Genomic DNA, 24,107 nt, shown 5'->3' with positions numbered 1-24,107 from the left:
AGTGCTCACAGGTTGTACTGCTTACGTTTGCGATACAGGGTCGAGGCGTCGATGCCGAGGGTTTTCGCCGCTTGGTCCAGGGTGCCGGCGGTGGCCAGCACCGCGCCGATGTGCGCTTTCTCCAGCTCGTCCAGGCTCAGCGCCGCGCCGACCCGTGGCGCGTTGTTGGCCGGTTGTTCGGCCATGCCCAGGTGGCTGATTTCCACGCGTTCCTGCGGGCAGATGATGCTCGCTCGCTCGACGACGTTGCGCAGTTCGCGAATATTGCCCGGCCAGCGATAACCGAGCAGCGCTTCGCGCGCCTCATCGCTGAAGCCGCGCGCCGGACGCGCGTACTCTTTGACGAAACGTGCGAGGAAGCGATCGGCAAGGGTCAGGATGTCTTCGGCGCGCTCGCGCAACGGCGGCAGATGCAGGGTGATGACGTTGAGACGATAGAGCAGGTCTTCGCGGAAACGGCCGTCGCGGACCATGTCTTCGAGGTTGAGGTTGGTGGCGGCAAGGATGCGCACATCGGCGCGGCGAGTGACCGGATCGCCGACCCGCTCGTATTCCTTGTCCTGGATGAAGCGCAGCAACTTGGGTTGCAAAGTCAGCGGAAAGTCGCCGATCTCGTCGAGAAACAGCGTGCCGCCGTCCGCCTGGTTGACTCGACCCAGCGTGCTTTCGCTGGCGCCGGTAAACGCGCCACGGCTATGGCCAAACAGCTCGCTTTCCATCAGCTCGGCAGTCAGCGACGGGCAGTTGATAGTGACGCAGGATTTCTTCTCGCGCTTGCTCCAGCCGTGGATCGCACGGGCCAGTTCACCTTTACCCGTGCCGGACTCGCCAAGGATAAGAATGTTGGCGTCGGTGCTTGCGACCTGCCGGGCCGTTTCCAGCACGACTTTCATCGCCGGGCTGTGGGAATCGAGACCGTCTTTCGGTTTGCGGATCTCGCCTTCCAGCGCTTCGAGCCGCGCGGAGAGCTGGCGCACTTCCAGCTGCTTGGCGGTGGCCAGGCGCAGTTGATCAGGGCTGCACGGCTTGACCAGATAATCGGCGGCGCCAGCCTGGATGGCATCAACCGCGGTGTCGACCGCCGAGTGGGCGGTGACGATCACTACGCGCATCCACGGCGCCTGAATGCGCATCTGCGCGAGGACGTCGAGACCGTTGTCCTCGCCCAGGCGCAAATCAAGGAAGCACAGATCGAAGACCTGACGTTGCAGCAAAGCATCGGCCTGGGCCGCGCTATTGGCGGTGGCTACCGTATAGCCTTCGTCTTCGAGGCAATAACGAAACGTACGCAGGATGGCGGATTCATCGTCCACCAGCAGAATGCGGCCTTGTTGCTCAGTGGCAGATTCCATTTTTCCTACGCTCCATAGTGATTAGTCTTGGGTTAGTCCCGGAAAAATCGGGCAAGTTGCATGGTTGATTCTGAACGATACCAGCCATAGGAGGGTAGCTCTCTACTGCCATAACGGCCAATTCATTGATTTCGTTGAGTTTTAAAACATTCTGCGTTTTGCAGGGCAGATCCTGCGTCCTCTTCTGACATCTGCGTACCGGTAGCAATTCCATATCATCGAAATTTCCCACGAAATAATCGTGCATTGCGCACGACCGCAGAAGAGCCATCGTGCAGGATGCGTCTTAGGAAATTTCTCAACCACGCATAACTCATTGTTTTCATTGGTTTTTTCACAGATGAAAAAACTGGCATGCAGGCTGCAATACCTCACTCAGCCCGGGCAGAACAGCACTGCCCCAACCGAACAAGCGTGAGGAACACAGGATGACTCGCCCAATCGCCGCCCAAGTACGTATTTCGCCACTGCAGATCCAGCAAGGTCTGTTCGGTGTACTGGCGTTGCTGATCACCCTGATCGTTTGCCAGCAGTACATGAGCTGGGAAAACAGCCGTAAACCCGAGCCACTGATTTCGATGCAGCACAGCACTCAAACGCACTTCAGTGCCGTTAGCAGCAGCCAGGCCGAGAATGCTTCGATGCACATGATCGATGTCGACCAGGCGCAACCGCTGGATCAATTGCCACGGGAAGAGCGCTGGGTTTTCTAAGCCTTTGAACACATTCAGGCGCGTAGCGCCGGAAACCGGAAACACCCCTAAATAGAGAAGTAAGGAGAATCACCATGTTGAGCTGGGCAATTACATTCTTGATCATTGCCATCATCGCCGCCGTTCTGGGCTTCGGTGGTATCGCGGGCACCGCCACGGGTATCGCCAAGATTCTCTTTGTCGTGTTCCTGGTGATGTTCATCGCTTCCTTCTTCTTTGGCCGTCGCGGCCGAGGTTAACGATGATCGGTCTCAAGACATTGGCCGCCGCCCTGCTTCTGGGCGGCAGTGCCATGGCCATGGCGGCCAATGACGGCCAGACCCGGGTCAACGAACTGCTCGCCTCCGACGCGCAGTACCGTGAAACCTGGGAAGGCGTGATCAAAAAGGAAGAGCGCGTACCGGAATGGGTGATCAACCTGTCCGGCACCTCCGAACAACAGATGCATGCCGTTACGGAAGATGGCGATCAGTATCTGGTCGGCCTGCTCTGCGAGAGTCAGGACAAGTGCCTGAATCACCGTTTGATCGTGGCCTTCAGCTTCGACAAGGATGACGCCTACGCCATGCTGGTCGATGTGCCGGAAGGTCTGCCGCAGGACAAGTCGCCGACGCGACACGCGACTTATCGCTTCTTCGGCAAACCTGATCAGGGCATGCAGGATCTGCTGATGGAAACCCTGAAGAAAGATCCGAAGTGGTACTGACGCAGGACGCAAAGGTTTCGAACACGAATGCAGCGCCCCGCTGCTTTCCATTGCACCGCCCGATGAGGGTCGGTGCATGACCAGGGGGCCGGGATGTTCTGACTGATACAGGGTCGGAGTGACCTACGGGTACAGGGAGTACCTGCGCAAGGGCCGGGTCAGGGTAAAGCTGCGCCGCAGGTTCGTCGACCCGGTGGTCTGACGAATCTGCGCTGGGCTTTGAATCCGCTAAAACATTGATCCAGCACGCCAAATTCCTTTTTTCAATCGTCGACACTGCGAGGAAAACATTTCGCGGTGTTTCCTGGCGACCGTATATCGACAAAGATCGCGCTCGTTCCGTGTGACTTCTAGTCTTGCGATTCAGACTTTTTCCGGAAATTTCCGCCGGTTTTGCCTGTGCAAAATTTAACCAGCCTACGCTGTAACGGCCGGTTCACGGCACTTATGCTGGCACAAATGTCACAATCGAACCGCTTGGGACGCCAGTTTCAAATGAAAAAGCTCATGCCGATTAGGCATAGGGTAGGCGTTTACGGCATTAGACGGCGCCACCTTGCATCGGAATAGTTGCGCCTTTTTTCGCCTGCCAAAGAGCCGTAAACACGCGCTTCGGGGCACCTTATACGGAGGCAGATGCACAGACTTTTCCGCTGATGAGCGTTCCAGTTCCTGCATGTGCCTGAGTCAAACGCAAGTAAGGGTAAAGATAATGAAGAAGGCAAAAATCAGCCTCGCCTGGCAGATCCTCATCGGTCTGATTCTGGGGATTGCAATTGGTGCGTTGCTCAACCACTTCAGTGCTGAAAAGGCTTGGTGGATCAGCAACGTCCTGCAACCGGCAGGCGATATCTTTATCCGTCTGATCAAGATGATCGTGATCCCGATCGTCATTTCCTCGCTGATCGTCGGCATCGCTGGCGTCGGCGACGCCAAGAAACTCGGGCGTATCGGCCTGAAGACCATCATCTATTTCGAGATCGTCACCACCATCGCCATCGTTGTCGGTCTGGTGCTGGCCAACGTGTTCCATCCGGGCACCGGCATCGACATGAGCACTCTGGGCACGGTCGACATTTCGAAGTACCAGGCGACCGCCGCCGAAGTGCAGCATGAACATGCATTCATCGAAACCATCCTCAACCTGATCCCGTCGAACATCTTCGCGGCCATGGCTCGCGGCGAAATGCTGCCGATCATTTTCTTCTCTGTGCTGTTCGGGCTCGGCCTGTCGAGCCTGCAGTCGGACCTGCGCGAGCCGCTGGTGAAGATGTTCCAGGGCGTCTCGGAAAGCATGTTCAAAGTCACCCACATGATCATGAACTACGCGCCGATCGGCGTATTCGCGCTGATCGCGGTGACCGTCGCCAACTTCGGCTTCGCCTCGCCGCTGCCGCTGGCGAAACTGGTGATTCTGGTTTACGTCGCCATCGCCTTCTTCGCCTTCGTCGTGCTGGGCCTGATCGCCAGGCTGTTCGGCTTCTCGGTGCTCAAGCTGATGCGCATCTTCAAGGATGAGCTGGTACTGGCCTACTCCACCGCCTCCTCGGAAACCGTGCTGCCACGTGTCATCGAGAAAATGGAAGCCTACGGCGCGCCGAAAGCCATCTGCAGCTTCGTGGTACCGACCGGTTACTCGTTCAACCTAGACGGCTCGACCCTGTACCAGTCGATCGCGGCGATCTTCATTGCCCAGCTGTATGGCATCGACCTGTCGATCAGCCAGCAACTGCTGCTGGTGTTGACGCTGATGGTCACCTCCAAAGGTATCGCCGGCGTACCGGGCGTGTCTTTCGTGGTGCTGCTGGCCACTTTGGGCAGCGTTGGCATCCCGCTGGAAGGCCTGGCGTTCATCGCCGGTGTCGACCGCATCATGGACATGGCGCGTACCGCACTGAACGTGATCGGTAACGCCCTGGCGGTGCTGGTGATCGCACGCTGGGAAGGTATGTACGACGACGCCAAGGGCGAGCGCTACTGGAACTCCCTGCCGCACTGGCGCAGCAAGGAAAAACTGCCGGCTGGCGAGATTTCCAAGAACTGATGCAAAACCCTGTGGGAGCGAGCCTGCTCGCGAAGACGGTGTATCAATCTACAGAGATGTTGAATGTGCTGGCCTCTTCGCGAGCAGGCTCGCTCCCACAGTGATTGATGCACGCCCCACCAACGAACCCCGGAGCAATCCGGGGTTTGTCGTTTCTGGCGACCCCGCTATCATTCGCCGCATTCTTCGGGGATTTGACTGATGCTTAATGGCCTGTGGCTTGGCTTCTTCATCGTGGCAGCCGTGTCGGCGCTGGCGCAGTGGCTGATCGGCGGCAACGCCGGGATCTTCGCGGCGATGGTGGAAAGCATTTTCGCCATGGCCAAGCTGTCGGTCGAAGTCATGGTACTGCTGTTCGGCACCCTCACCCTGTGGCTGGGCTTTCTGCGCATCGCCGAAAAGGCCGGGATCGTCGAGTGGCTGGCCAAGGTCCTCGGCCCGCTGTTTCTGCGGCTGATGCCGGAAGTCCCGGCCGGCCACCCTGCCCTTGGCCTGATCACGCTGAACTTTGCCGCCAACGGTCTGGGCCTGGACAACGCCGCCACGCCGATCGGCCTGAAAGCCATGAAAGCGTTGCAGGAGCTCAATCCCAGCGCCACCATCGCCAGCAACGCGCAGATCCTCTTTCTGGTGCTCAACGCCTCGTCGTTGACCCTGCTGCCCGTGACCATCTTCATGTACCGCGCCCAGCAAGGCGCGCCGGATCCGACGCTGGTGTTCCTGCCGATTCTGCTGGCGACCAGTTGCTCGACTATCGTCGGTTTTCTCTCCGTAGCTTTCATGCAACGCCTGCGCATCTTGGACCCGGTGGTCCTCGCCTATCTGCTGCCCGGCGCGCTGATCCTTGGCGGCTTCATGGCCCTGCTCGGCACGCTTTCCGCGACAGCACTGGCGGGATTGTCGTCGATCCTCGGCAATCTCACGCTGTTCGGCCTGATCATGCTGTTTCTGCTGATCGGCGCGCTGCGCAAGGTCAAGGTGTACGAGGCGTTCGTCGAAGGCGCGAAAGAAGGCTTCGATGTGGCGAAGAATCTCTTGCCGTATCTGGTGGCGATGCTCTGTGCGGTTGGCGTGCTGCGCGCCTCTGGTGCGCTGGATTTCGGCCTGGACGGCATTCGCCATCTGGTCGAGTGGGCCGGCTGGGACACGCGCTTCGTCGATGCGCTGCCGACGGCGATGGTCAAACCGTTCTCCGGCAGCGCCGCGCGGGCGATGCTCATCGAGACCATGCAGACCTCCGGCGTCGACAGCTTCCCGGCGCTGGTCGCGGCGACGGTGCAGGGCAGTACCGAAACCACGTTCTATGTGCTGGCGGTGTACTTCGGCGCGGTGGGGATTCAACGCGCACGGCACGCGGTGGGGTGTGCGTTGCTGGCGGAGTTTGCCGGAGTGGTGGGCGCTATCGGGGTCTGCTACTGGTTCTTTGGTTGAGCAAAATTCCATGTGGAGCGAGCCTGCTCGCGAAGACGGAGTGTCAGTCAACGCTTAAGTGACTGATACACCGCTTTCGCGAGCAGGCTCGCTCCCACAGGAGTTGTGGTGTGTCAGCGCGGTTGCGGGGCCAGTTTCTGGCCTTGCTCCACGGCCCAAGCCACAACCTTGGCCGTGAGGCGATCACTGGCCAGGCCAAACCCGGCAACCACCGCTGGCACCTGCACATCATTCAACGGCTGGCGCTCTTCAAAACGGCGGCTGGCGAGGATGCGCTGGTCGTAACCACGCACCAGCAACGCATCGACCCGCACCACGACGCCGGCCTGGGTGCCCTGATATTCGGTCTGAAACGCCTGCAAACTGCCGCCCAGCTCCAGATCCGCCTGGAAGTTGCTGTCGTCGGTGCTCAGGAGCGTCACTCTGCCGTCACGCTGGAATCCATCGAGCAGGCGATTGCGCAGCAGTACCGGCGCCGGATCGCTCCAGCGCGAGCCCTTGTAGCTGCTGATCACATCGCCCTGCGGGATAACGGCAATGCTCGGCCGGTTCAGTGCTTCGCTGGCCTGCAATTTATTCAAGCGCAGCGACCACGACTGCGTCGCCGCCGGGCTGGCCGAGGCGGGCGCTTGCGCGGCGGGCAGGCGGTAGACGTCCGAAGGTTCCGACTTGGGCAAGATCGAGCACGCGCCGATCAGGGTCAGGCCAGCGCCGAGCAGGGCGATTCGAGTCAACTTCATGGGGTGAATTCCTTGTTCTTGTCGCTGCCCAGCAGGTAGCCGCTGGGGTTGGCCTCAAGCCGTTGGGAAATGGCGCGCAGCGAGGTCAGCGTCTCGCGCAGTTCGCGAATCGCCGGGGCCAGGCCGTTGAGGCCCTGCATGCCGTTATCCAGCGAATTCTGGTTTTTACTGAGCAAGCCGTTGATGGTCACGCTGCTTTGCTCCAGCGACTTCATCGCCTGTTCGGCACTGCCCAAGGCCTGCTTGCCCTGATCGTTAAGCAGGCCGTTGGCGTTGCGCATCAACAGTGAGGTCTGCTCGAGCATGCTGCCGGCCTGTTTGCCGACGGTCGCCAGTTGCTGCATGGCTTGTTTGATGTCGCCGCGCTGGTCGTTGATGGTGCCGGTGGTCTGTTCCAGATGGGCAAGGGTCTTGCTCACACGCTCGACGTTTTCCGCGGAGAACATGTGGTTGGCGTTTTGCAGCAGGGCGCTGATGCCGGTCATCAAGTCGCTGCTGTCGTTGAGCAGGCGGGAAATAGGCGAGGGCGAGGCGACCAGAGTTGGCAGCTTGCCGTCATGCCCGCGCAGTTTTGGGCTCTCGGGTGTGCCGCCGCTGAGCTGGATGATCGAGGTGCCGGTGATGCCGGTCAGCGCCAGTTTGGCCTGGGTGTCTTCCTTGACCGGCGTGTCGCCCGCCAGACGAATCCGCGCCAGCACCCGGCGCGGGTCCTGCGGGTCGAGGCGCAGGCTGACCACGTCACCGACCTTGATCCCGCTGTACTGCACCGAGCTGCCCTTGGACAGACCGCTGACCGCCTCGTTGAACACCACTTCGTAATCCTTGAACTCGGTGTCGACGCTCGATTTGGCCAAAAACAGGCCGAAGAGCAGGGCGCCGGCTACGACGATCACCGTGAACAGGCCGATCAACACATGATGGGCTCGGGTTTCCATATCAGACCTCGTTGAGCAATTTGGCGGCGTCCAGCGCCGAGCGGCCGCGCGGGCCGTGGAAGTATTCGTGAATCCACGCGTCGTCGGTTTCCGAGACGTCGTCGATAGGGCCGGCGACCAGCACTTTCTTCTGCGCCAGCACCGCCACGCGATCGGTGATGGTGTACAGCGTGTCGAGGTCGTGGGTCACCAGAAACACGCTCAGACCCAACGCATCACGCAGGGTCAGGATCAATTGATCGAACTGCGCCGCGCCAATCGGATCAAGGCCGGCGGTGGGTTCGTCGAGAAACAGAATGTCCGGATCCAGCGCCAGGGCCCGCGCCAGCGCCGCACGCTTGATCATGCCGCCGGACAGCGACGCCGGGTATTTGTCCGCCGCCGACAACGGCAGCCCGGCCAGCGCCAGCTTCACCGCCGCCAGGTGCTCGGCGTCGTGACGGCTGAGGCCGGCGTGTTCGATAAGGGGCAGGGCGACATTCTCGGTCACGGTCAGCGAGGAAAACAGCGCGCCTTTCTGGAACAACACACCAAAGCGCCTTTCGATCAATGAGCGTTCATGCTCGGGCAGATTCGGCAGGTTCTGGCCGAAGACCTTGACCATGCCTTCGCTGGGCCGATTCAGCCCGACGATGCTGCGCAGCAGCACCGATTTACCGGTACCGGAGCCACCGACCACGGCGAGAATTTCGCCTTTGTACACGTCCAGATCAAGGTTCTCGTGCACGCTCTGCGGGCCGAAGCGATTGCACAGGCCACGGACTTCGATCACCGCCTCCGAGGGCGCGCGGGGTAGACGACTCACCAGCCCATCTCCATGAAAAACAGCGCGGCCACCGCATCGAGCACGATCACCACGAAAATCGACTGCACCACGCTGGAGGTGGTGTGCGCGCCGACCGATTCGGCGCTGCCGCTGACCTTGAAGCCTTCCAGGCAACCAATCGCCGCGATCAGGAAGGCGAAGATCGGCGCCTTCACCAGCCCGACCAGAAAATGCTGAATGCCGATGTCCGATTGCAGCAGCGAGAGGAACATCGCCGGCGAGATGTCCAGCGACACTGCGCAGACCACGCCGCCGCCGACAATCCCCGAAAGCATCGCCAGAAACGTCAGCATCGGCAGCGCCACCAGCAGCGCCAGCACGCGCGGCACCACCAGCAATTCGATCGGGTCGAGACCGAGAGTACGGATCGCGTCGATTTCTTCGTTGGCCTTCATCGAGCCGATCTGTGCGGTAAACGCACTGGCGGTGCGCCCGGCCATCAGGATCGCCGTGAGCAGCACGCCGAATTCGCGCAGGAACGAGAAGCCGACCAGGTCCACGGTGAAAATCGTCGCGCCGAAACTGGCCAGCACTGTGGCGCCGAGAAACGCCACCACCGCGCCCACCAGAAACGTCAGCAGGGCCACGATCGGCGCGGCGTCGAGGCCGGTCTGCTCGATGTGCGCGATCATCGGCGTGATGCGCCAGCGCTTGGGCCGCAACAGCCCACGGGCGATGACTTCAAGGATCAGGCCGACGAAGCCGAGCAGTTGCAGCGTGTCGGTCCAGACCTTGTCCACCGCGCGGCCAATGCGCGTCAGCAGTTGCACGCTGACGCTGATTTCCGGCTCCTTGATCGGCACGCAGAAATCACTCAGCGAGCAGTACACGGTTTGCAGCAAGGCGCGGTCGGCAGTTGAAAGGGTGCAATCGGGGTGTTCGGCGGTTTTGCCCAAGCGCTCGGAACCGAGCAGCTCGACCAGCAACGAGGCGCCGGCGGTGTCGAGGGCACCGAGGCCGTTCAGATCGATGGAAGTGTTGGCGTCATACTGGCCGCGGAGCTTTTCGCTCAGGTGCTTGAGCGCGGTGTAGTGGGCGAGCGTCCAGTCGCCGCTGACGCGCAGGCGGGCAGGGCTGAACGCGGTGTCCAGGTGGGCACTGCCGGGGTTGGGCTGCTGGTCATAAGCTCCGTGCTTGTACGGCCGTTACGAGAGCCTACGTAATAGCACGAACCGGATTACTTTTCTTTGGCCGGTGTGCTGTCCGTAATTGCGAAACGCAACACGCCGATCAACTGCCCGTCCTCGGTCAGCACCCGCACCTGCCATTTGCCCGCCGGGTTACCCGGGAAATTCTGTTTGTGCGTCCACGCCCGGTAGCCTTCCTTGCGCCCGCCATGGATGTCGAGGGCGATGCGGTCGACTTCTTTGCCGTTGAAAGTCCACACATGATAAATCCGCTCGTCGAGGCCGCGCGGCGCGTTGATCGCGGTGTAGGCGTAGAGCCCGCCTGCGCGGATCTGCTCGGCGCTGACGGTATCGAGGCTGGCGCCGGGGTGCGATCCTGCAGCTGCGTGCTGATCGCCACGTCGGTCATCCACAGCGTTGCCGGCGGCACCCACGAACGCAGCGCCCAACCGACGCCGCCGATGCCGACTGTGATGAACAGAATCGCCAGGGCATTGCGCACCGTGCGGATCGGGAAGATCGACGCCAGGCTCGGGAACGACAGCAGTACGGCAATTCCCAGCGCCCATTTGAAACTCTGCGCGGTGGTCAGGTGCATGATCACCGGCAGCGCGGTGAGCAGGGCTGCGAAGAGGGTCAGGGTGTGCAGCGCGAGAAACGCCCAGCGTCGTGGCGCCAGCCATTTGTAGTACAGCGGATCGACAATGGAGATCAGGGCGGCAATGCCCAGCAGCCCGGTGAAAATCAACTGGCCGCTGTTCCAGGTCGTGGTGATGAAGAAGAACGGCAGGACGAAGAACAGGCTTTCCTGATGGATCATCTGCGTCGCGTAGCGCAGCAGCGGCTGGGGAATCTCGCGCTTGAAGATCCGCGTGAACAGTCCGGTCAGGGTGTTTTCCAGCATCAGCCAGATCCAGCTGAGCAGCATGATCACCGTGATCCAGCTCGCCAGCCCCTGTTGGCGATCGACGAGGATGAAACTGCCGACCCCGGAAATGAAACCACCCGCCGCGATCAACCCGGGGTAGCGCTTCATCAGCTCGAGAAGGCGCTGGATAAGGAGGGTCAGTTTTGGCATTTTGGCGGTTCACGACGATATGGGGACAATCCCGGAAAGGTTAACGCCGCATGCCCCCTGTGGCGAGGGGATTTATCCCCGATCGGCGGCGCAGCCGTCGTAGATCCTGCGAGCGAATTTTGTCTGGATCTACCGAGCTGCCCTTATTGGGGCTGCTGCGCAGCCCATCGGGGATAAATCCCCTCGCCACAAGTGCTCACTCACAGGATTAATGGCTTCCAGCAATTTTGTGGCGGCGATGCAGGCGCCAGCCGATCACGATCAGCAGCAACACCCCGACACCACCCGCGACCAGCCACAACACCTGATCATCACTGATCAACGGTTTCTCGATCCTGATATACCCCGGCTGTAACAGCAGCTCGCGCATCGCCTTGTTCGCCGCTTCCAGCGTCACCCCTGCAACTCCCGCGCGGGATTAGCAAAGCGGCCATCCTGATAGTCGGCCAGCGCGCTCCAGTAATAGTCCGCCAGTGCGCTGTTGCCCTGCACGGCCCAGGCCTGGTGGGCGATGGCGGCTTGTTTGATGCGGGCGAAGGTGCTCGGGTCGAGGCCGTTTTTCAGCAGGTCGGCCTTGAGGTCTTCCAGCACTTGAATGGCTTCGTCGACGTCATCGCGATCCAGGTCGGCGTTGAGGCTCATGAAGCCGACACCGCCGAACACTTCACGCTCGGCCCACGGCCCGTACGACAAGCCATGGTTGAGACGAATCTGCCGGTACAGTGCCCAGTCGAGATAATCCTTGAGAATGTCGAACGTCTGGTCGTACTGATCGTCGAGCACCGGTTCCGGCACCAGCCAGTGCAGCTTGGCGCTGTCGCCGATAAAGCCACGGGTGAGGGTGCGCTCATGGGCGGCGCTGGTGCGGATGTCCGGCAGCGCCCGGTGTTCGGTGGGCTCGACCGGCTCCAGCTCACCCCAGGTGCGCTCGAGATAGGCCGGCAGCAGTTTGTCGAGTTCGCCGACGACGATCAGGGTCATGTTGTTCGGCGCGTACCAGGCCTTGCGTACCTTCTCCAATTGCTCTTGGGTGAGATGGCCGACTTCGGCGCGCTGCGGGCACTTCAGTCCCAGTTCGACAGCCAGTTGACTGCTCGCGGTATGACCGAGGTCCTGACGGTCGAGGAAACGCTGGAGTTTGGTGTAATGCCCGCCGTCTTCCCGCTCGACCACCCGTTTGGCGGCGTTGATTGCGTTGTCGTCGATGCGTGTCTGGGTCAACAGCGCGAGCAGCAGGTCGAGCACCTTGCGCTGGTTTTTTGCCGGGGCTTCGATGACAAAAGTGGTGTCGGCATTGCTGGTGAACGCATTCCAGTCACCGCCGAGCGCCTGCATGCGCTCTTCCAGACCGCCTTCGCCAGTGGCGTCGATACCGCTGAACAGCAGGTGTTCGAGCAAATGCGGCAGCTCTTTTTCGTTGCAGTCAAAGTCATCGAGACCAACGCCGACCACCAACCGGATCGCCACATGCCCACGCTCGGTGCCGGGCTTGAGCATCAGCTGCAAACCGTTGGGCAGCGCATAGCCTTCGACCTGAAAGCGATCCAGGGCGAAGGCGGGCAGGGAACCGAGCAACAGACAGGCGAACAACAGGCAACGCATAACAGGCTTCCATACGGCTGATTTGGAGATCCGTGTCGTCAGTCAGGGCTCCATCGCTGGCAAGCCAGCTCCCACAAGGATCTGCGGCGCTCACAAAACCCTGTGGGAGCTGGCTTGCCAGCGATGACGGTCTCAAGGCTGAACCACTGTAACTGACTGACCCCAGCCCCAGACGTTCAAGGTGAATGCGTAATGTCAGCCATGTCATCCACCGCCAGCGCGCCGGTGTCCGCGGTTTCCAGCACGACATAGGCGCTGCTGCAGAACAGCGAATTGAGCCGCTTCATGTCGGCGATCAACTCCAGATGCAGCGAACTGGTCTCTAGGCTCTGGACGATCTTGCGTTGCAAGCGGCTGACGTGAGCGTGGGCCAGACGCCGTTCCTGCGCGCGAAAACGGCGTTTCTCCCGCAGCAACTGCCGGGCGCTCTCGCGGTCGCCGCTGAGAAACACCGACAGCCCCAGACGCAGGTTGGCGATCAGTTGTTGTTGCAGCCCGGCAAGATCTTCCAGGCCTTCTTCGGAAAACGAACGGCGCTGCGAAGTCTTCTGCTGCTGGATCTTGCGCAGCATGCGCTCGATCAGGTCGGCGGCGAGTTTCAGGTTGATCGCCAGTTCGATGATCTCGGCCCAGCGCCGACTGTCGTGCTCGCCGAGATCCTCGCGGGGCATCTGCGCCAGATACAGCTTGATCGCGCTGTACAGGGCCTCGACATCGTCGGTCAGGCGGCGCATCTCCTGGGTGACGGCGGTCTGCTTGCCGCGCAGCACATCCAGGGAGGCGTCGAGCATGTTGTCGAGCAGATCGCCCATGCGCAGGGTTTCCCGCGCGGCATTGGCCAGCGCCAGGCTCGGTGTTACCAGCGCGGTCGGGTCGAGATGGCGTGGTTTGGCGGTGCCGTTGACTTCCGGGCGCTCCGGCAGCAGCCACGCACAAAGCCGCGCCATCGGCCCGACGCTCGGCAGCAGGATCAGGCAGCGCGCGGTGTTGTAGAGCAAGTGAAAGCCGATGACCATTTCCTGCGGACTGAAATCGAGGCTGTCGATCCAGTGCACCAGCGGATCGAGCACCGGGATGATCAGCAGCAAACCGATCAACTTGTACAACAGACTGCCCAACGCCACCTGGCGGCCGGCGGCGTTCTGCATGCTGGTACTCATGAACGCGAGGATGCCGCTGCCGATGTTGGCGCCGATCACCAGACCGATCGCCACCGGCAGGCTGATCACCGCAGCCCCGGCCAGCGTGGCGGTGAGCAGCACGGCGGCGAGGCTGGAGTAGGAAATCATCGCGAACAGCGCGCCGACCAGGGCATCGAGGAGGATGTCGCCGGTCAGCGAGGCAAAAATTACCTTCACCCCTTGCGCGTGGGTAATCGGCGCGGCGGCCTCGACGATCAATTGCAGGGCGAGAATGATCAGCCCCAGGCCGATCGACACCCGGCCCATTTGCCCGAGCCGCGTCTGTTTGCGCGACAGAAAGAAAATCACCCCGAGAAAAATCAGCAGCGGCGACAGCCACGACAAATCAAACGTCAGCACCCGCGCCATCAACGCGGTGCCGACGTCGGCGCCAAGCATGGTCGCCAGCGCTGGCGTCAGCGCCATCAAACCCTGGCCGACAAACGAGGTAACCAGCATCGCCGTGGCGTTGCTGCTCTGCACCATGGCGGTGACGAGAATACCGGCGATGAACGCCAGCCATTTCTTCGACATGTTCTGGCCGATGACATGTCGCAGATTGGTGCCATAAACCCGCAGGATGCCGGTTCGGACGATGTGCGTGCCCCAGATCAGCAGGGCGACGGCGGACAGCAGATTGAGCAGGGTGAGCATGCAGACCCCCTGTAGTAGCAGCGCCCCAGAGGGGCAAGTGGACGGCACCGCGCGGTTTCTACGTTTTTGATACTTAAGCTGTAGTTGGCTAACGGTCTCGGCGCCAGCATTGCACAGCTAAAGAGGGGATTGAAACAAAAGTGTCATCAAAACAAATTCATTCACTCACCGTATCCGACACCTTTCCCTCTATTGCCCAATACAACTGTGGAGCGAGCCTGCTCGCGAAAGCGGAGTGCCAGTCAACATTGTTGTCGACTGGCACTCCGCTTTCGCGAGCAGGCTCGCTCCACAGGGATGTAGCGCGCTGCTGGACTACCGGGTTATTGGCCCGGTACATCCTTGCGCAGTTTCACCGGATCCTGCTGCTTCTTCTTGCGGGCGATCGCACCGCGCATCTTGATGTTGATCGCTTCCACCGCCAGCGAGAACGCCATGGCGAAGTAGACGTAGCCTTTTGGCACGTGCACGTCGAACGATTCGGCGATCAGCACGGTACCGACCACCAGCAGGAACGACAGCGCGAGCATTTTCAGCGACGGGTGCTTGTCGATGAATTCGCTGATCTTGCCCGACGCCAGCATCATCACCAGCACCGCCACGACGATCGCCGCAACCATGACCGGAACGTGCGAGACCATGCCGACAGCGGTGATGACCGAGTCCAGCGAGAACACGATGTCGATGATCGCGATCTGGATGATGGTGTAGAGGAAGTTGCCGCCCTTGCCCGACGGTGCGTCGTCGCCTTCTTCTTCGCCTTCCAGCGCGTGGTACATCTCCTGCGAGCTTTTCCACAGCAGGAACAGGCCACCGAAGAACAGGATCAGGTCGCGGCCGGAAATGCCTTGGCCGAACACTTCGAAGAGATCGGCGGTGAGGCGCATGACCCAAGTGATCGACAGCAGCAACAGGATCCGCGTGATCATGGCCAGGCCAAGACCGAAGATCCGCGTGCGCTGCTGCATGTGTTTGGGCATGCGGCTGACCAGGATCGAAATCATGATGATGTTATCGATACCGAGGACGATTTCCAGGGCGGTCAGGGTAAAGAAGGCAACCCAGATTTCGGGGTTGGTCAGCCAATCCATGTGTATTCCTTTGAGCAATTTGTTGAACCGAAAAAGGTCCGGGCTTCAAACCGCGAAGCCAGGACCCGTTACGGTGAGTCTTGGGCTTATAGAGTGCTGAACACCGGGAAAGTCCCCAACAGCAGTGCAGCAATCAGAATGCAGATGCACACCAGGATCGCCCATTTCAGGGTGAAACGCTGGTGATCACCGAAATCGATACCGGCCAGCGCCACCAACAAGTAGGTCGACGGCACCAACGGGCTCAGCAAGTGGACGGGCTGGCCGACGATCGAGGCACGGGCCATTTCCACCGCAGTGATCCCATAGTGGCTGGCCGCTTCGGCCAACACCGGCAACACGCCGTAGTAGAACGCGTCGTTGGACATGAAGAAGGTGAACGGCATGCTCACCAGCGCCGTGATCACCGCCAGGTACGGGCCGAGGAAGTCCGGAATCACCGCCAACAGGCTCTTCGACATCGCATCGACCATGCCGGTGCCCGACAGGATACCGGTGAAGATACCGGCCGCAAAGATCAGCCCGACCACTGCCAGCACGCTGCCGGAATGCGCGGCGACGCGATCCTTCTGCATTTGCAGGCAGGGGTAGTTGACGATCATCGCGATACTGAACGCCACCATGAACAGCACCGGCAGCGGCAACAGGCCGCCGATCAGTGTGCACATCAAGCCGAAAGTCAGTGCGGCGTTGAACCAGATCAGCTTCGGACGGCGTGCGTCAGGGAATTGCGAGACGCTGATTTCGCTGTGATCGATCTCGTCGCCAACCAGGTGCAGCTCGCCGAGGCGGGCACGCTCACGCTTGCCGTAGAAGTAGGCAATCAGCAGGATCGCTACGACACCGGCGGCCATGGCCGGGATCATCGGCACGAAAATGTCCGACGGGTCGACATGCAGGGCACTCGCAGCACGGGCAGTCGGGCCGCCCCACGGAGTCATGTTCATCACGCCGCCGGCGAGGATGATCAGACCGGCCATGATCCGCGGGCTCATACCGATGCGGCTGTACAGCGGCAGCATCGCGGCCACGCAGATCATGTAAGTGGTCGCGCCGTCACCATCGAGGGAAACAACGAGCGCCAGAACGGCGGTGCCGACCGAAACTTTCAGTGGGTCGCCCTTGACCAGTTTGAGGATCTTGCGCACGGCCGGGTCGAACAGGCCGGAGTCGATCATCAGGGCGAAATACAGAATGGCGAACATCAACATCACGCCGGTTGGCGCCAGTTTGGTGATGCCTTCGAGCATCATCGGACCGATTTTCGGCGCGAAACCACCGAACAGGGCGAACAGGATCGGGATGATGATCAGGGCGATCAGCGCAGACAGGCGCTTGGTCATGATCAGGAACATGAACGTGATGACCATGGCGAAGCCAAGGAAAGTCAGCATGGGAATACTCCAGGCGTAGCGCGGCTAATGGAATGGGCGGATCGGGTGTGATCAGCGCAGAACGGGAGGCGCGAGGCGTACGGGTGGAGTGACCAGCAGGAAGCAGGAGAAACGGCGGGTTGCAGAGGACATCAGAATCACCATTGTTGTTGTTAATTGGGCCGGGCCTGTGGAGCAAACACAGGTCTTGGGCCAACCGGTCTGTTGCCGGGAGTGAGGCGATCCTAATCGGGGAAGCTTTCAGCTACCTTTCGCTATTGAAAGCGGTGAATGAACGGCCAACCGGTGGTCGGATACGGCGAGCGCCAATAAACACGGGAGAAGGGCGATGGATACGAATCAGGCGCATGAGGGTGGCTGTCACTGCGGACACATCCGCTATCAGTTCAGCGGTCCGTTGCGCGATATCGCTCACTGTCATTGTTCAATCTGCCGCAAGGTCAGCGGCGGCATCGTCACCACCTGGATCACCGTGCCGGCGGAAAAATTTCAATGGGTGAAAGGGACGCCGGCCCGCTATGACTCGTCAGCCAGTTGCGTGCGGTTTTTCTGCGCAAACTGCGGCGCGCAACTGGCATTGGTGACCGCGCTCAGCCCCGACAGCATCGATGTGACCATCGCTACGCTGGATCATCCGGAAACGGCGCCGGCCGAGCGGCACATCTGGACCGACAGCCGATTGCCCTGGCTGCATCTGGATGAACATCTGCCGGGCGAAGCCGAAGAAACCCTCGATTAAAACACCGACAGATCCAGCGGCCGCACCGCGCCCATCCAGATCGCGTGTTCGGTGTGGTCAAGCAAGTCGTCGCCCGTGTCCGGATGCAGGAACACCACCAGGCCTTTGCGGTTGAGCGCCAGCCATGGCAGCACCTCGCCGATCAGCTCGGGACCGAAGGCCAGTTGGCAGCTCCAGTCGGGGTGCGGCCCTACCGGGCGTTCGTGCACGCGGCCCATTTTCAGCGCAAACAACTGCGCGGCCTGTTCGCACAAGGCCCGCGCCTGGTCGATGGTCTGCGCGTCGAAATAGACATGGGCGTGATAACCCTTGATCCCTTGCATCGTGTCGCCTCTCAATCGGTTCGAACCCTTGGCTGTTTCCACCGTCACAGGCCATATAGGACAACAATAAGGAAAACAGCCATGAAAAATGCCGAAACCCCAGTGGTGAAAGTGGTGCTCTATGGTGCCATGGCCAGCCTGGGCGGTGCGTTGATGGCTGAATTACTGCGCCGCCAACACGAAGTCATCGCCATTCTCGATGATCTCACTGCGCTGGCGCCGCGTCCGGGCTTGCGCACCAAGACCGGCGATCTGTTCGATGCCGAGCGAGTCAATCAGAGCGTTGCCGGCAGTTCGGCAGTGATCTGCCTGCTGGACGCGCCAGGGCTGCCGTTCAGCAGCGACCACGTCGAGCGCTCGGTGACTCTGGGGCCGGTTGAACAGGTGCTGGCAGTCGACGCGTTGGTCGAAGGTTTGCAACTGGCCAGCGTGCCGCGCCTGTTTCTGGTCGGCAGTTTTGCCGTGCTCGACGAACCTGACAGTGACGAACGTCTGCAACGTCACGCTGCCGAAGAAATCCTCGAGGCAGTACAAAGCAGCTCACTGCGCTGGACCCTGGTCAATGCGCCGCATGGCGTGGCCGGGTTGACCATCGAGCACTTCAGTCAGGTCGGCGGCAATCTCGAACCGGGACTGGCCGAACCGCTGGAGCGCCTGAACCGTGTCGCGGTGGGCATCGCCGATGAGCTGCGGTTGAATCTGCATGTCGGTGAGCATGTGAATTTTGTGGCGGCTTCTGATTCGTAAAAGATCGCAACCGCGCAGCAGCCGAAGGCTCGAGCCGCGATCGGTTGCTCTTTTACTCTTCACACCGCAATCGAGGGCAGGGCCAGACCGTTCAGCGATTCCGCACTGCTGGCCTGTTCCGCCATTAACCAATCAACAAATTCCCGAATCAACGCACCCCGACGCTTGCGTTGCGGCAACACCACGTAATACCCCAGCCGCGACAGCGTGGTTTCCGCCAGTGGCCGGCACAGCAACCCCTGCACCAGCAAGTTATCCACAAGGTGCCGCCAGCCAATGGCCACACCTTGCCCGCCAATCGCAGCCTGAATCAGCAAGGTGTAATTGTCGAAGCGCAACTGGCCCGGCGCCGGTGGCGTAGTCAGGCCCAATTGACGAAACAAGCCACTCCAGTCGAACCAATTACTGCTGTTTTCCCCACGCAGATGCAGCAGCGGAAACTCCAGCAGCGCCTGCGCGGGCAACGGCAATGAGCGGTCCTTGAGCAACAGCGGACTGCACACCGGAAACACTTCTTCGCTGAACAGCCAGTGGCTCTCACCCTGCTTGAAGCGACCGTCGCCAAACAGGATCGCCACGTCGATGTCGGTGCGCAGCATGTTGTGGTTGCGCTCGCTGGTGACCAGGCTGACATCGATGTGCGGATTGGCTTCGTGAAAGCGGTGCAGGCGCGGCATCAACCAATAAGCGGCGAACGCAAAATCCGTGGCTACTTGCAGCACTTCATGTTGCTGCTGAGTGCTGATTGCGCTCAATCCGGCGTCGATATTCTGCAACCCGAGGGTAACTTGCTCGAACAGCAGGGCGCCCACTTCGGTCAGTTCAATGCCCCGATAAATACGATCGAACAGACGCGTACCGAGCTGTTCTTCCAGACGTTTTATCTGCTGGCTGATCGCCGGTTGCGTAGTGCCGAGCTCTACCGCAGCAGCGGTAAAGCTGCGATGGCGTGCCGCCGCCTCAAAGGCGCGGAGCAGATCGAGGGACAGGTCACCGAGGGCTTCATACATAAGCTGTGCTTATCCTAGTCATTGTCCGGCGCGGGCTTTACCGAAACAGGCATGGACTCCATGCTCGATCGCAGCACTCTCGCATAAATATTCAACATGGAATGCCGCGATCACATGAAGCGCAAGAACATTCTTTTCATCATGGCCGATCAAATGGCCGCGCCAATGTTGCCGTTCTACGGCCCATCGCCAATCAAACTGCCGAATCTGTCCCGCCTCGCCGCCCAAGGCGTGGTGTTCGATGCTGCTTATTGCAACAGCCCGTTGTGTGCACCGTCGCGTTTCACCCTGGTCAGCGGTCAGTTGCCAAGCAAGATCGGCGCTTACGACAACGCTGCCGATTTCCCTGCCGATATCCCCACTTATGCGCACTACCTGCGCCGTCTCGGCTACCGCACCGCGCTGTCGGGCAAGATGCATTTCTGCGGGCCCGACCAGCTGCACGGTTATGAAGAACGCCTGACCAGCGATATCTACCCGGCGGATTACGGTTGGGCGGTGAACTGGGACGAGCCGGACGTGCGGCCGAGCTGGTATCACAACATGTCTTCGGTACTGCAGGCCGGGCCGTGCGTGCGCACCAATCAGCTGGATTTTGATGAAGAGGTGGTGTTCAAAGCGCAGCAGTACCTGTTCGATCACATCCGCGAAGACGGCGACCAACCGTTCTGCCTGACCGTGTCGATGACCCATCCGCACGACCCGTACACGATTCCCAAGGCCTTCTGGAATTTGTACGACGATGCCGATATCCCGTTGCCTACAGCCATGAACCAGGACGATCTTGATCCACACTCGCAACGCCTGCTGAAGGTTTACGACCTGTGGGACAAGCCGCTGCCTGTGGATAAAATCCGCGATGCCCGTCGCGCCTACTTCGGGGCTTGCAGCTATATCGACGCCAACGTCGGCAAACTGCTGCAAACGCTTGAGGAAACCGGGCTGATTAACGACACCATCATCGTTTTCTCCGGTGACCATGGCGACATGCTCGGCGAGAAGGGGCTCTGGTACAAAATGCACTGGTTCGAGATGGCCGCGCGAGTGCCGCTGCTGATCAGCGCGCCGGGGCAATTCGAAGCGAGCCGGGTCAGCGCCGCCGTTTCCACCGCCGACCTGCTGCCAACGTTCGTTGATCTGGCCGGTGGCACGCTCGAGCCAGGCTTGCCGCTGGACGGTCGTTCGTTGCTGCCGCACCTGCAAGGGCAGGGCGGGCATGACGAAGTGTTCGGCGAATACATGGCCGAAGGCACTGTCAGCCCGTTGATGATGATCCGCCGTGGCGCCTACAAATTTATCTACAGCGAAAGCGACCCGTGCCTACTCTTCGATGTGGATAACGATCCGCGCGAAGAAGAGGAGCTCAGCCAGTCGCCGCAACATCGTCAGCTGTTCGAAGACTTTCTCGCTGAAGCGCGGGCCAAGTGGGACATCCCGGCGATCCACCGGGAGGTGCTCGCCAGCCAGCGCCGACGCCGTTTCGTCGCCGATGCGTTAACCATCGGCAAGCTGAAGAGCTGGGACCACCAGCCGCTGGTCGATGCCAGTCAGCAATACATGCGCAACCACATCGACCTCGATGATCTGGAGCGCAAGGCCCGTTATCCACAACCCTGCCAAAACCAATAATGTTAAGGGGAAGTCCATGCGCAAGTTATCCACAGCTGTGACCGTTGGCCTGATCGCATTGAGCAGCGCCTCGGCCTTCGCCGAGCAAGGCTGCGAAACCGTGAAGATGGCCGATCCAGGCTGGAGCGACATCGCCGCAACCAATGCCATCACCGGATTTCTGCTCGACGGCATGGGCTACAAGGCCAAGATCGACACCCTCGCGGTGCCGATCACCTTTGGCGGCTTGAAGGATGGCCAGGTTGACGTGTTCCTCGGCAACTGGATGCCGGCGCAGCAGGGCTTCTACGACAAATTCGTCGCCACCGGCGATGTGACGCAACTGGCGAAAAATCTCGAAGGCACGGAATTCACCCTCGCCGTCCCCGACTATGTCTGGGAGGCGGGCGTGCATGATTTTGCCGACCTGAACACATTCGCCGACAAGTTCGACAAGAAAATCTACGGCATCGGTTCGGGCGCGCCAGCGAACATTTCGTTGCAGGAAATCATCAAGAAGAACGACTTCAACATGGGTCAGTGGAAGCTGATCGAATCCAGCGAGCAGGCGATGCTCGCCGAAGTGTCGCGGGCGGTGAAGAAACAGAAATTCGTCACCTTCCTCGGCTGGACCCCGCACCCGATGAACGTGCAACTGAAAATGCGCTATCTGAAAGGCGGCGAAAAATACTTTGGTGACACCGGCAACGTGTTCACCCTGACCCGCAAGGGCTACGCCGAGGCCTGCCCGAATGTGGGCAAGTTGCTGACCAATCTGGCGTTCACCCAGGACATGGAGAACAGCATCATGGCCGACGTGGTGAACAAGAAGGTCAGCAATACCGAAGCGGCGAAGGCGTGGATCAAGGCCAATCCGGCGGTGCTGGACAAGTGGCTCGATGGCGTGAAAACGCTGGATGGCAAGGAGGCGTTGGCGGCGGTGAAAGCCAAACTGTAATGCGATCTGACTGTCGACCACTTACCTGTGGCGAGGGGATTTATCCCCGATCGGCTGCGAAGCAGTCGCAAGATCCGTGAACTCGATATACCTGACTCACCGAGAACTCTGGGTTTGGGGCCGCTTCGCGGCCCATCGGGGATAAATCCCTCGCCACAATGATTGCCGTGTCCTGATAGGCTTGCCTGAAAAACCCAACCGCGAGGACCCATGGCCTTCCCCAGCCGTCGTTCACTTTTCCCTTTCCTGAGCTGGTTGCCACGGCAAACCCGCGCCAGCGTCGGACGGGACCTGATCGTCGGCCTCAGCGGTGCGATTCTCGCGTTACCCCAGTCGATAGCCTACGCACTGATTGCCGGTCTGCCGCCGGAATACGGCCTGTATGCGGCGATCATCCCGGTATTGGTCGCGTGCCTGTGGGGTTCGTCATGGCATCTGATCTGCGGCCCGACGGCAGCGATTTCCATTGTGCTGTACGCCAGCGTCAGCCCGCTCGCGGTGCCGGCGTCCGAGGACTACATCACCCTGATCCTGCTGCTGACTTTTCTCGCCGGGATTTTCCAATGGCTGCTCGGCTTGCTGCGCTTCGGCGCGCTGGTGAATTTCGTTTCGCATTCGGTAGTGCTCGGCTTCACCCTCGGTGCTGCGGTGGTCATCGCCATCGGGCAATTGCCCAATCTGCTCGGTCTGGAACTGCCGGCCAACACCACGGCGCTCGCCAGCCTGATGGATCTGCTGCGACATCTGGGGGCTGTGGATAAACCTTCGCTGATCCTTGGCGTCGCCACGGTAATCGTCGGTGTGGCCCTGAAAAAACTCCTGCCGCGCTGGCCGACGCTGTTGCTCACACTGGTGCTGGCCAGTCTGCTGGTGTGGATCTGGCCAGGAATGTTCGGTCATGTGCATCTGGTCAGCGCTTTCGTCGGACGCCTGCCGCCGCTGAGCGCCTTGCCGCTGGATCTGGAGGTGATCCTGCGCCTGCTGCCAAGCGCCGTGGCGGTGGGCATGCTCGGGCTGGTCACCAGTCTGTCGATCGCCCGTTCGATATCGGCGCGCTCGCAACAGTTGCTCGACGCCAATCAGGAAGTCCGCGCACAGGGTCTGTCGAACATTGTCGGTGCGTTCTTTTCCGGGTCGCTGTCAGCCGGATCGTTTACCCGCTCAGGTCTGAGTTACGAGGCGGGTGCCTGCTCGCCGCTGGCCGGGGTGTTTTCGGCGCTCTGGGTGGCGCTGTTTGCGGTGTTCGGCGCGGGGCTGATCGCGCACATTCCGATCCCGGCCATGGCCGGCAGCATCCTGTTGATAGCTTGGGGTCTGGTCGATCACCGCGGCATTCGCGCTTTACTGCGGGTCAGCCGCGCCGAGTTCGTGGTGATGGTCCTGACTTGCCTCGCGACTCTGCTGCTGGAATTGCAGACGGCGATCTACGCCGGGGTGCTGGCGTCGCTGTTTTTCTACCTCAAGCGCACCTCGCAACCACGAGTGCAGCATTGGCGCGACGGTGACGACGACGTGCTGCGGGTGGGCGGCTCGATCTTTTTCGGCGCCAGCCATTACCTGCAAGTGCGCCTGCAACGCCTGCAAGGCGCGCGGGTGGTGATCGAGGCACAGCAGATCAACTTCATCGATTATTCAGGGGTGGAGATGCTGCATCAGGAAGCGCGGCGACTGCTGGGCCAGGGGCGCAGCCTGACTTTGCGCCGCGCACGGCCGCCGGTGGTGGAGGAATTGCGCAAATTGGAAGGGGCGGAGAAATGCCCGATCCGGTTTGAAGACTGAGCACCGCATGCCTTTGTAGGAGTGAGCCTGCTCGCGATTGCGGTGTGTCAGAGACGAAATTTCAACTGA

General features: G+C 60.6%; 20 protein-coding genes and 2 pseudogenes. 10 read left to right on the top strand and 12 right to left on the bottom strand.

All coding sequences use genetic code 11. The annotated features are described in order from the left end of the window. Positions 1 to 5: 5 nt before the first annotated feature. Entirely contained in the window at positions 6 to 1,352 is a 1,347-nt protein-coding gene (algB, locus tag LJU32_04895) for a sigma-54-dependent response regulator transcription factor AlgB (GenBank protein WKV89709.1), read from the bottom strand. 428 nt (positions 1,353 to 1,780) lie between these two features. Between algB and LJU32_04890 the strand changes: the two genes are divergently transcribed. The 5 genes from LJU32_04890 (at position 1,781) to LJU32_04870 (ending at position 6,246) form a co-directional block, all read left to right on the top strand. Continuing rightward, positions 1,781 to 2,065, top strand: a complete 285-nt coding sequence (locus LJU32_04890; protein WKV89708.1) for a hypothetical protein — start codon at positions 1,781 to 1,783, stop codon at positions 2,063 to 2,065. Positions 2,066 to 2,139: 74 nt separating this feature from the next. Then, the gene (locus LJU32_04885; protein WKV89707.1) at positions 2,140 to 2,304 is read left to right on the top strand and encodes a DUF1328 domain-containing protein; all 165 of its coding nucleotides are present in this window, start codon (positions 2,140 to 2,142) and stop codon (positions 2,302 to 2,304) included. 2 nt (positions 2,305 to 2,306) lie between these two features. Beyond that, positions 2,307 to 2,771 carry an inhibitor of vertebrate lysozyme family protein gene (locus LJU32_04880; GenBank protein ID WKV89706.1) on the top strand — a complete coding sequence of 155 codons (465 nt, stop codon included), beginning with the start codon at positions 2,307 to 2,309 and terminating at the stop codon, positions 2,769 to 2,771. Between the two features lie 712 nt (positions 2,772 to 3,483). Then, on the top strand, positions 3,484 to 4,815 hold the full coding sequence (gltP, locus tag LJU32_04875) for a glutamate/aspartate:proton symporter GltP (protein ID WKV89705.1): 1,332 nt from the start codon (positions 3,484 to 3,486) through the stop codon (positions 4,813 to 4,815). A 201-nt stretch (positions 4,816 to 5,016) separates the two neighbouring features. Then, positions 5,017 to 6,246, top strand: coding sequence for a spore maturation protein (locus LJU32_04870; protein ID WKV89704.1), 1,230 nt, complete (start codon positions 5,017 to 5,019; stop codon positions 6,244 to 6,246). A gap of 113 nt (positions 6,247 to 6,359) precedes the next feature. Here the strand turns inward: LJU32_04870 and LJU32_04865 are convergent, their stop codons facing one another. From LJU32_04865 to LJU32_04825, 9 genes and pseudogenes are all read right to left on the bottom strand, one after another. Beyond that, a complete protein-coding gene (locus LJU32_04865) occupies positions 6,360 to 6,986 on the bottom strand; it encodes an ABC-type transport auxiliary lipoprotein family protein (protein ID WKV89703.1) in 627 nt (208 codons plus the stop codon). Beyond that, positions 6,983 to 7,921, bottom strand: a complete 939-nt coding sequence (locus LJU32_04860) for an MCE family protein (GenBank protein ID WKV89702.1) — start codon at positions 7,919 to 7,921, stop codon at positions 6,983 to 6,985. Before LJU32_04860 ends, LJU32_04865 begins: the two co-directional genes overlap by 4 nt. 1 nt (position 7,922) lies before the next feature. After that, positions 7,923 to 8,726 (bottom strand): ABC transporter ATP-binding protein, encoded by an 804-nt coding sequence (locus LJU32_04855; protein WKV89701.1) that lies wholly within the window; start codon positions 8,724 to 8,726, stop codon positions 7,923 to 7,925. Further along, positions 8,723 to 9,838: an ABC transporter permease gene (locus tag LJU32_04850; protein ID WKV91039.1), complete on the bottom strand. Its 1,116-nt coding sequence runs from the start codon at positions 9,836 to 9,838 to the stop codon at positions 8,723 to 8,725. Before LJU32_04850 ends, LJU32_04855 begins: the two co-directional genes overlap by 4 nt. Before the next feature lie 86 nt (positions 9,839 to 9,924). After that, positions 9,925 to 10,952: pseudogene (locus LJU32_04845) on the bottom strand (DUF2914 domain-containing protein). Positions 10,953 to 11,160: 208 nt separating this feature from the next. After that, positions 11,161 to 12,554, bottom strand: a pseudogene (locus tag LJU32_04840) (insulinase family protein). Between the two features lie 176 nt (positions 12,555 to 12,730). Then, positions 12,731 to 14,389 carry a Na/Pi cotransporter family protein gene (locus tag LJU32_04835; GenBank protein WKV89700.1) on the bottom strand — a complete coding sequence of 553 codons (1,659 nt, stop codon included), beginning with the start codon at positions 14,387 to 14,389 and terminating at the stop codon, positions 12,731 to 12,733. A gap of 323 nt (positions 14,390 to 14,712) precedes the next feature. Next, positions 14,713 to 15,480, bottom strand: coding sequence for a TerC family protein (locus tag LJU32_04830; protein WKV89699.1), 768 nt, complete (start codon positions 15,478 to 15,480; stop codon positions 14,713 to 14,715). An 86-nt stretch (positions 15,481 to 15,566) separates the two neighbouring features. After that, positions 15,567 to 16,874 carry a CitMHS family transporter gene (locus LJU32_04825; protein WKV89698.1) on the bottom strand — a complete coding sequence of 436 codons (1,308 nt, stop codon included), beginning with the start codon at positions 16,872 to 16,874 and terminating at the stop codon, positions 15,567 to 15,569. Positions 16,875 to 17,202: 328 nt separating this feature from the next. Here LJU32_04825 and LJU32_04820 point away from each other — a divergent pair, with 328 nt between their 5' ends. Beyond that, complete coding sequence (locus tag LJU32_04820) at positions 17,203 to 17,613, top strand: GFA family protein (protein ID WKV89697.1); 411 nt, start codon at positions 17,203 to 17,205, stop codon at positions 17,611 to 17,613. Here LJU32_04820 and LJU32_04815 read toward each other — a convergent pair. Continuing rightward, positions 17,610 to 17,936, bottom strand: coding sequence for a DOPA 4,5-dioxygenase family protein (locus LJU32_04815; GenBank protein WKV89696.1), 327 nt, complete (start codon positions 17,934 to 17,936; stop codon positions 17,610 to 17,612). The two genes, LJU32_04820 and LJU32_04815, sit on opposite strands and share 4 nt — an antisense overlap. An 81-nt stretch (positions 17,937 to 18,017) precedes the next feature. On the opposite strand from LJU32_04815, the gene LJU32_04810 reads away from it, so the two are divergent. Further along, positions 18,018 to 18,683, top strand: coding sequence for an NAD(P)H-binding protein (locus LJU32_04810; GenBank protein WKV89695.1), 666 nt, complete (start codon positions 18,018 to 18,020; stop codon positions 18,681 to 18,683). Positions 18,684 to 18,742: 59 nt separating this feature from the next. Here LJU32_04810 and LJU32_04805 read toward each other — a convergent pair whose 3' ends face one another. Next, a complete protein-coding gene (locus LJU32_04805; protein WKV89694.1) occupies positions 18,743 to 19,693 on the bottom strand; it encodes a LysR family transcriptional regulator in 951 nt (316 codons plus the stop codon). A gap of 114 nt (positions 19,694 to 19,807) precedes the next feature. Between LJU32_04805 and betC the strand changes: the two genes are divergently transcribed. From betC to LJU32_04790, 3 genes are all read left to right on the top strand, one after another. Further along, positions 19,808 to 21,322 carry a choline-sulfatase gene (gene betC, locus LJU32_04800; GenBank protein ID WKV89693.1) on the top strand — a complete coding sequence of 505 codons (1,515 nt, stop codon included), beginning with the start codon at positions 19,808 to 19,810 and terminating at the stop codon, positions 21,320 to 21,322. A gap of 16 nt (positions 21,323 to 21,338) precedes the next feature. Next, a complete protein-coding gene (choX, locus tag LJU32_04795; GenBank protein ID WKV89692.1) occupies positions 21,339 to 22,259 on the top strand; it encodes a choline ABC transporter substrate-binding protein in 921 nt (306 codons plus the stop codon). Positions 22,260 to 22,469: 210 nt separating this feature from the next. Further along, the gene (locus tag LJU32_04790) at positions 22,470 to 24,038 is read left to right on the top strand and encodes a SulP family inorganic anion transporter (GenBank protein WKV89691.1); all 1,569 of its coding nucleotides are present in this window, start codon (positions 22,470 to 22,472) and stop codon (positions 24,036 to 24,038) included. Positions 24,039 to 24,107 lie beyond the last annotated feature (69 nt).

This window comes from Pseudomonas sp. B21_DOA (assembly GCA_030544685.1).
In the GTDB taxonomy this organism is placed as follows: Bacteria; Pseudomonadota; Gammaproteobacteria; order Pseudomonadales; family Pseudomonadaceae; genus Aquipseudomonas; species Aquipseudomonas fluorescens_AO.
Note: the sequence above shows the minus strand (reverse complement) of the source record. Positions and strands in the feature narration are given on the sequence as shown.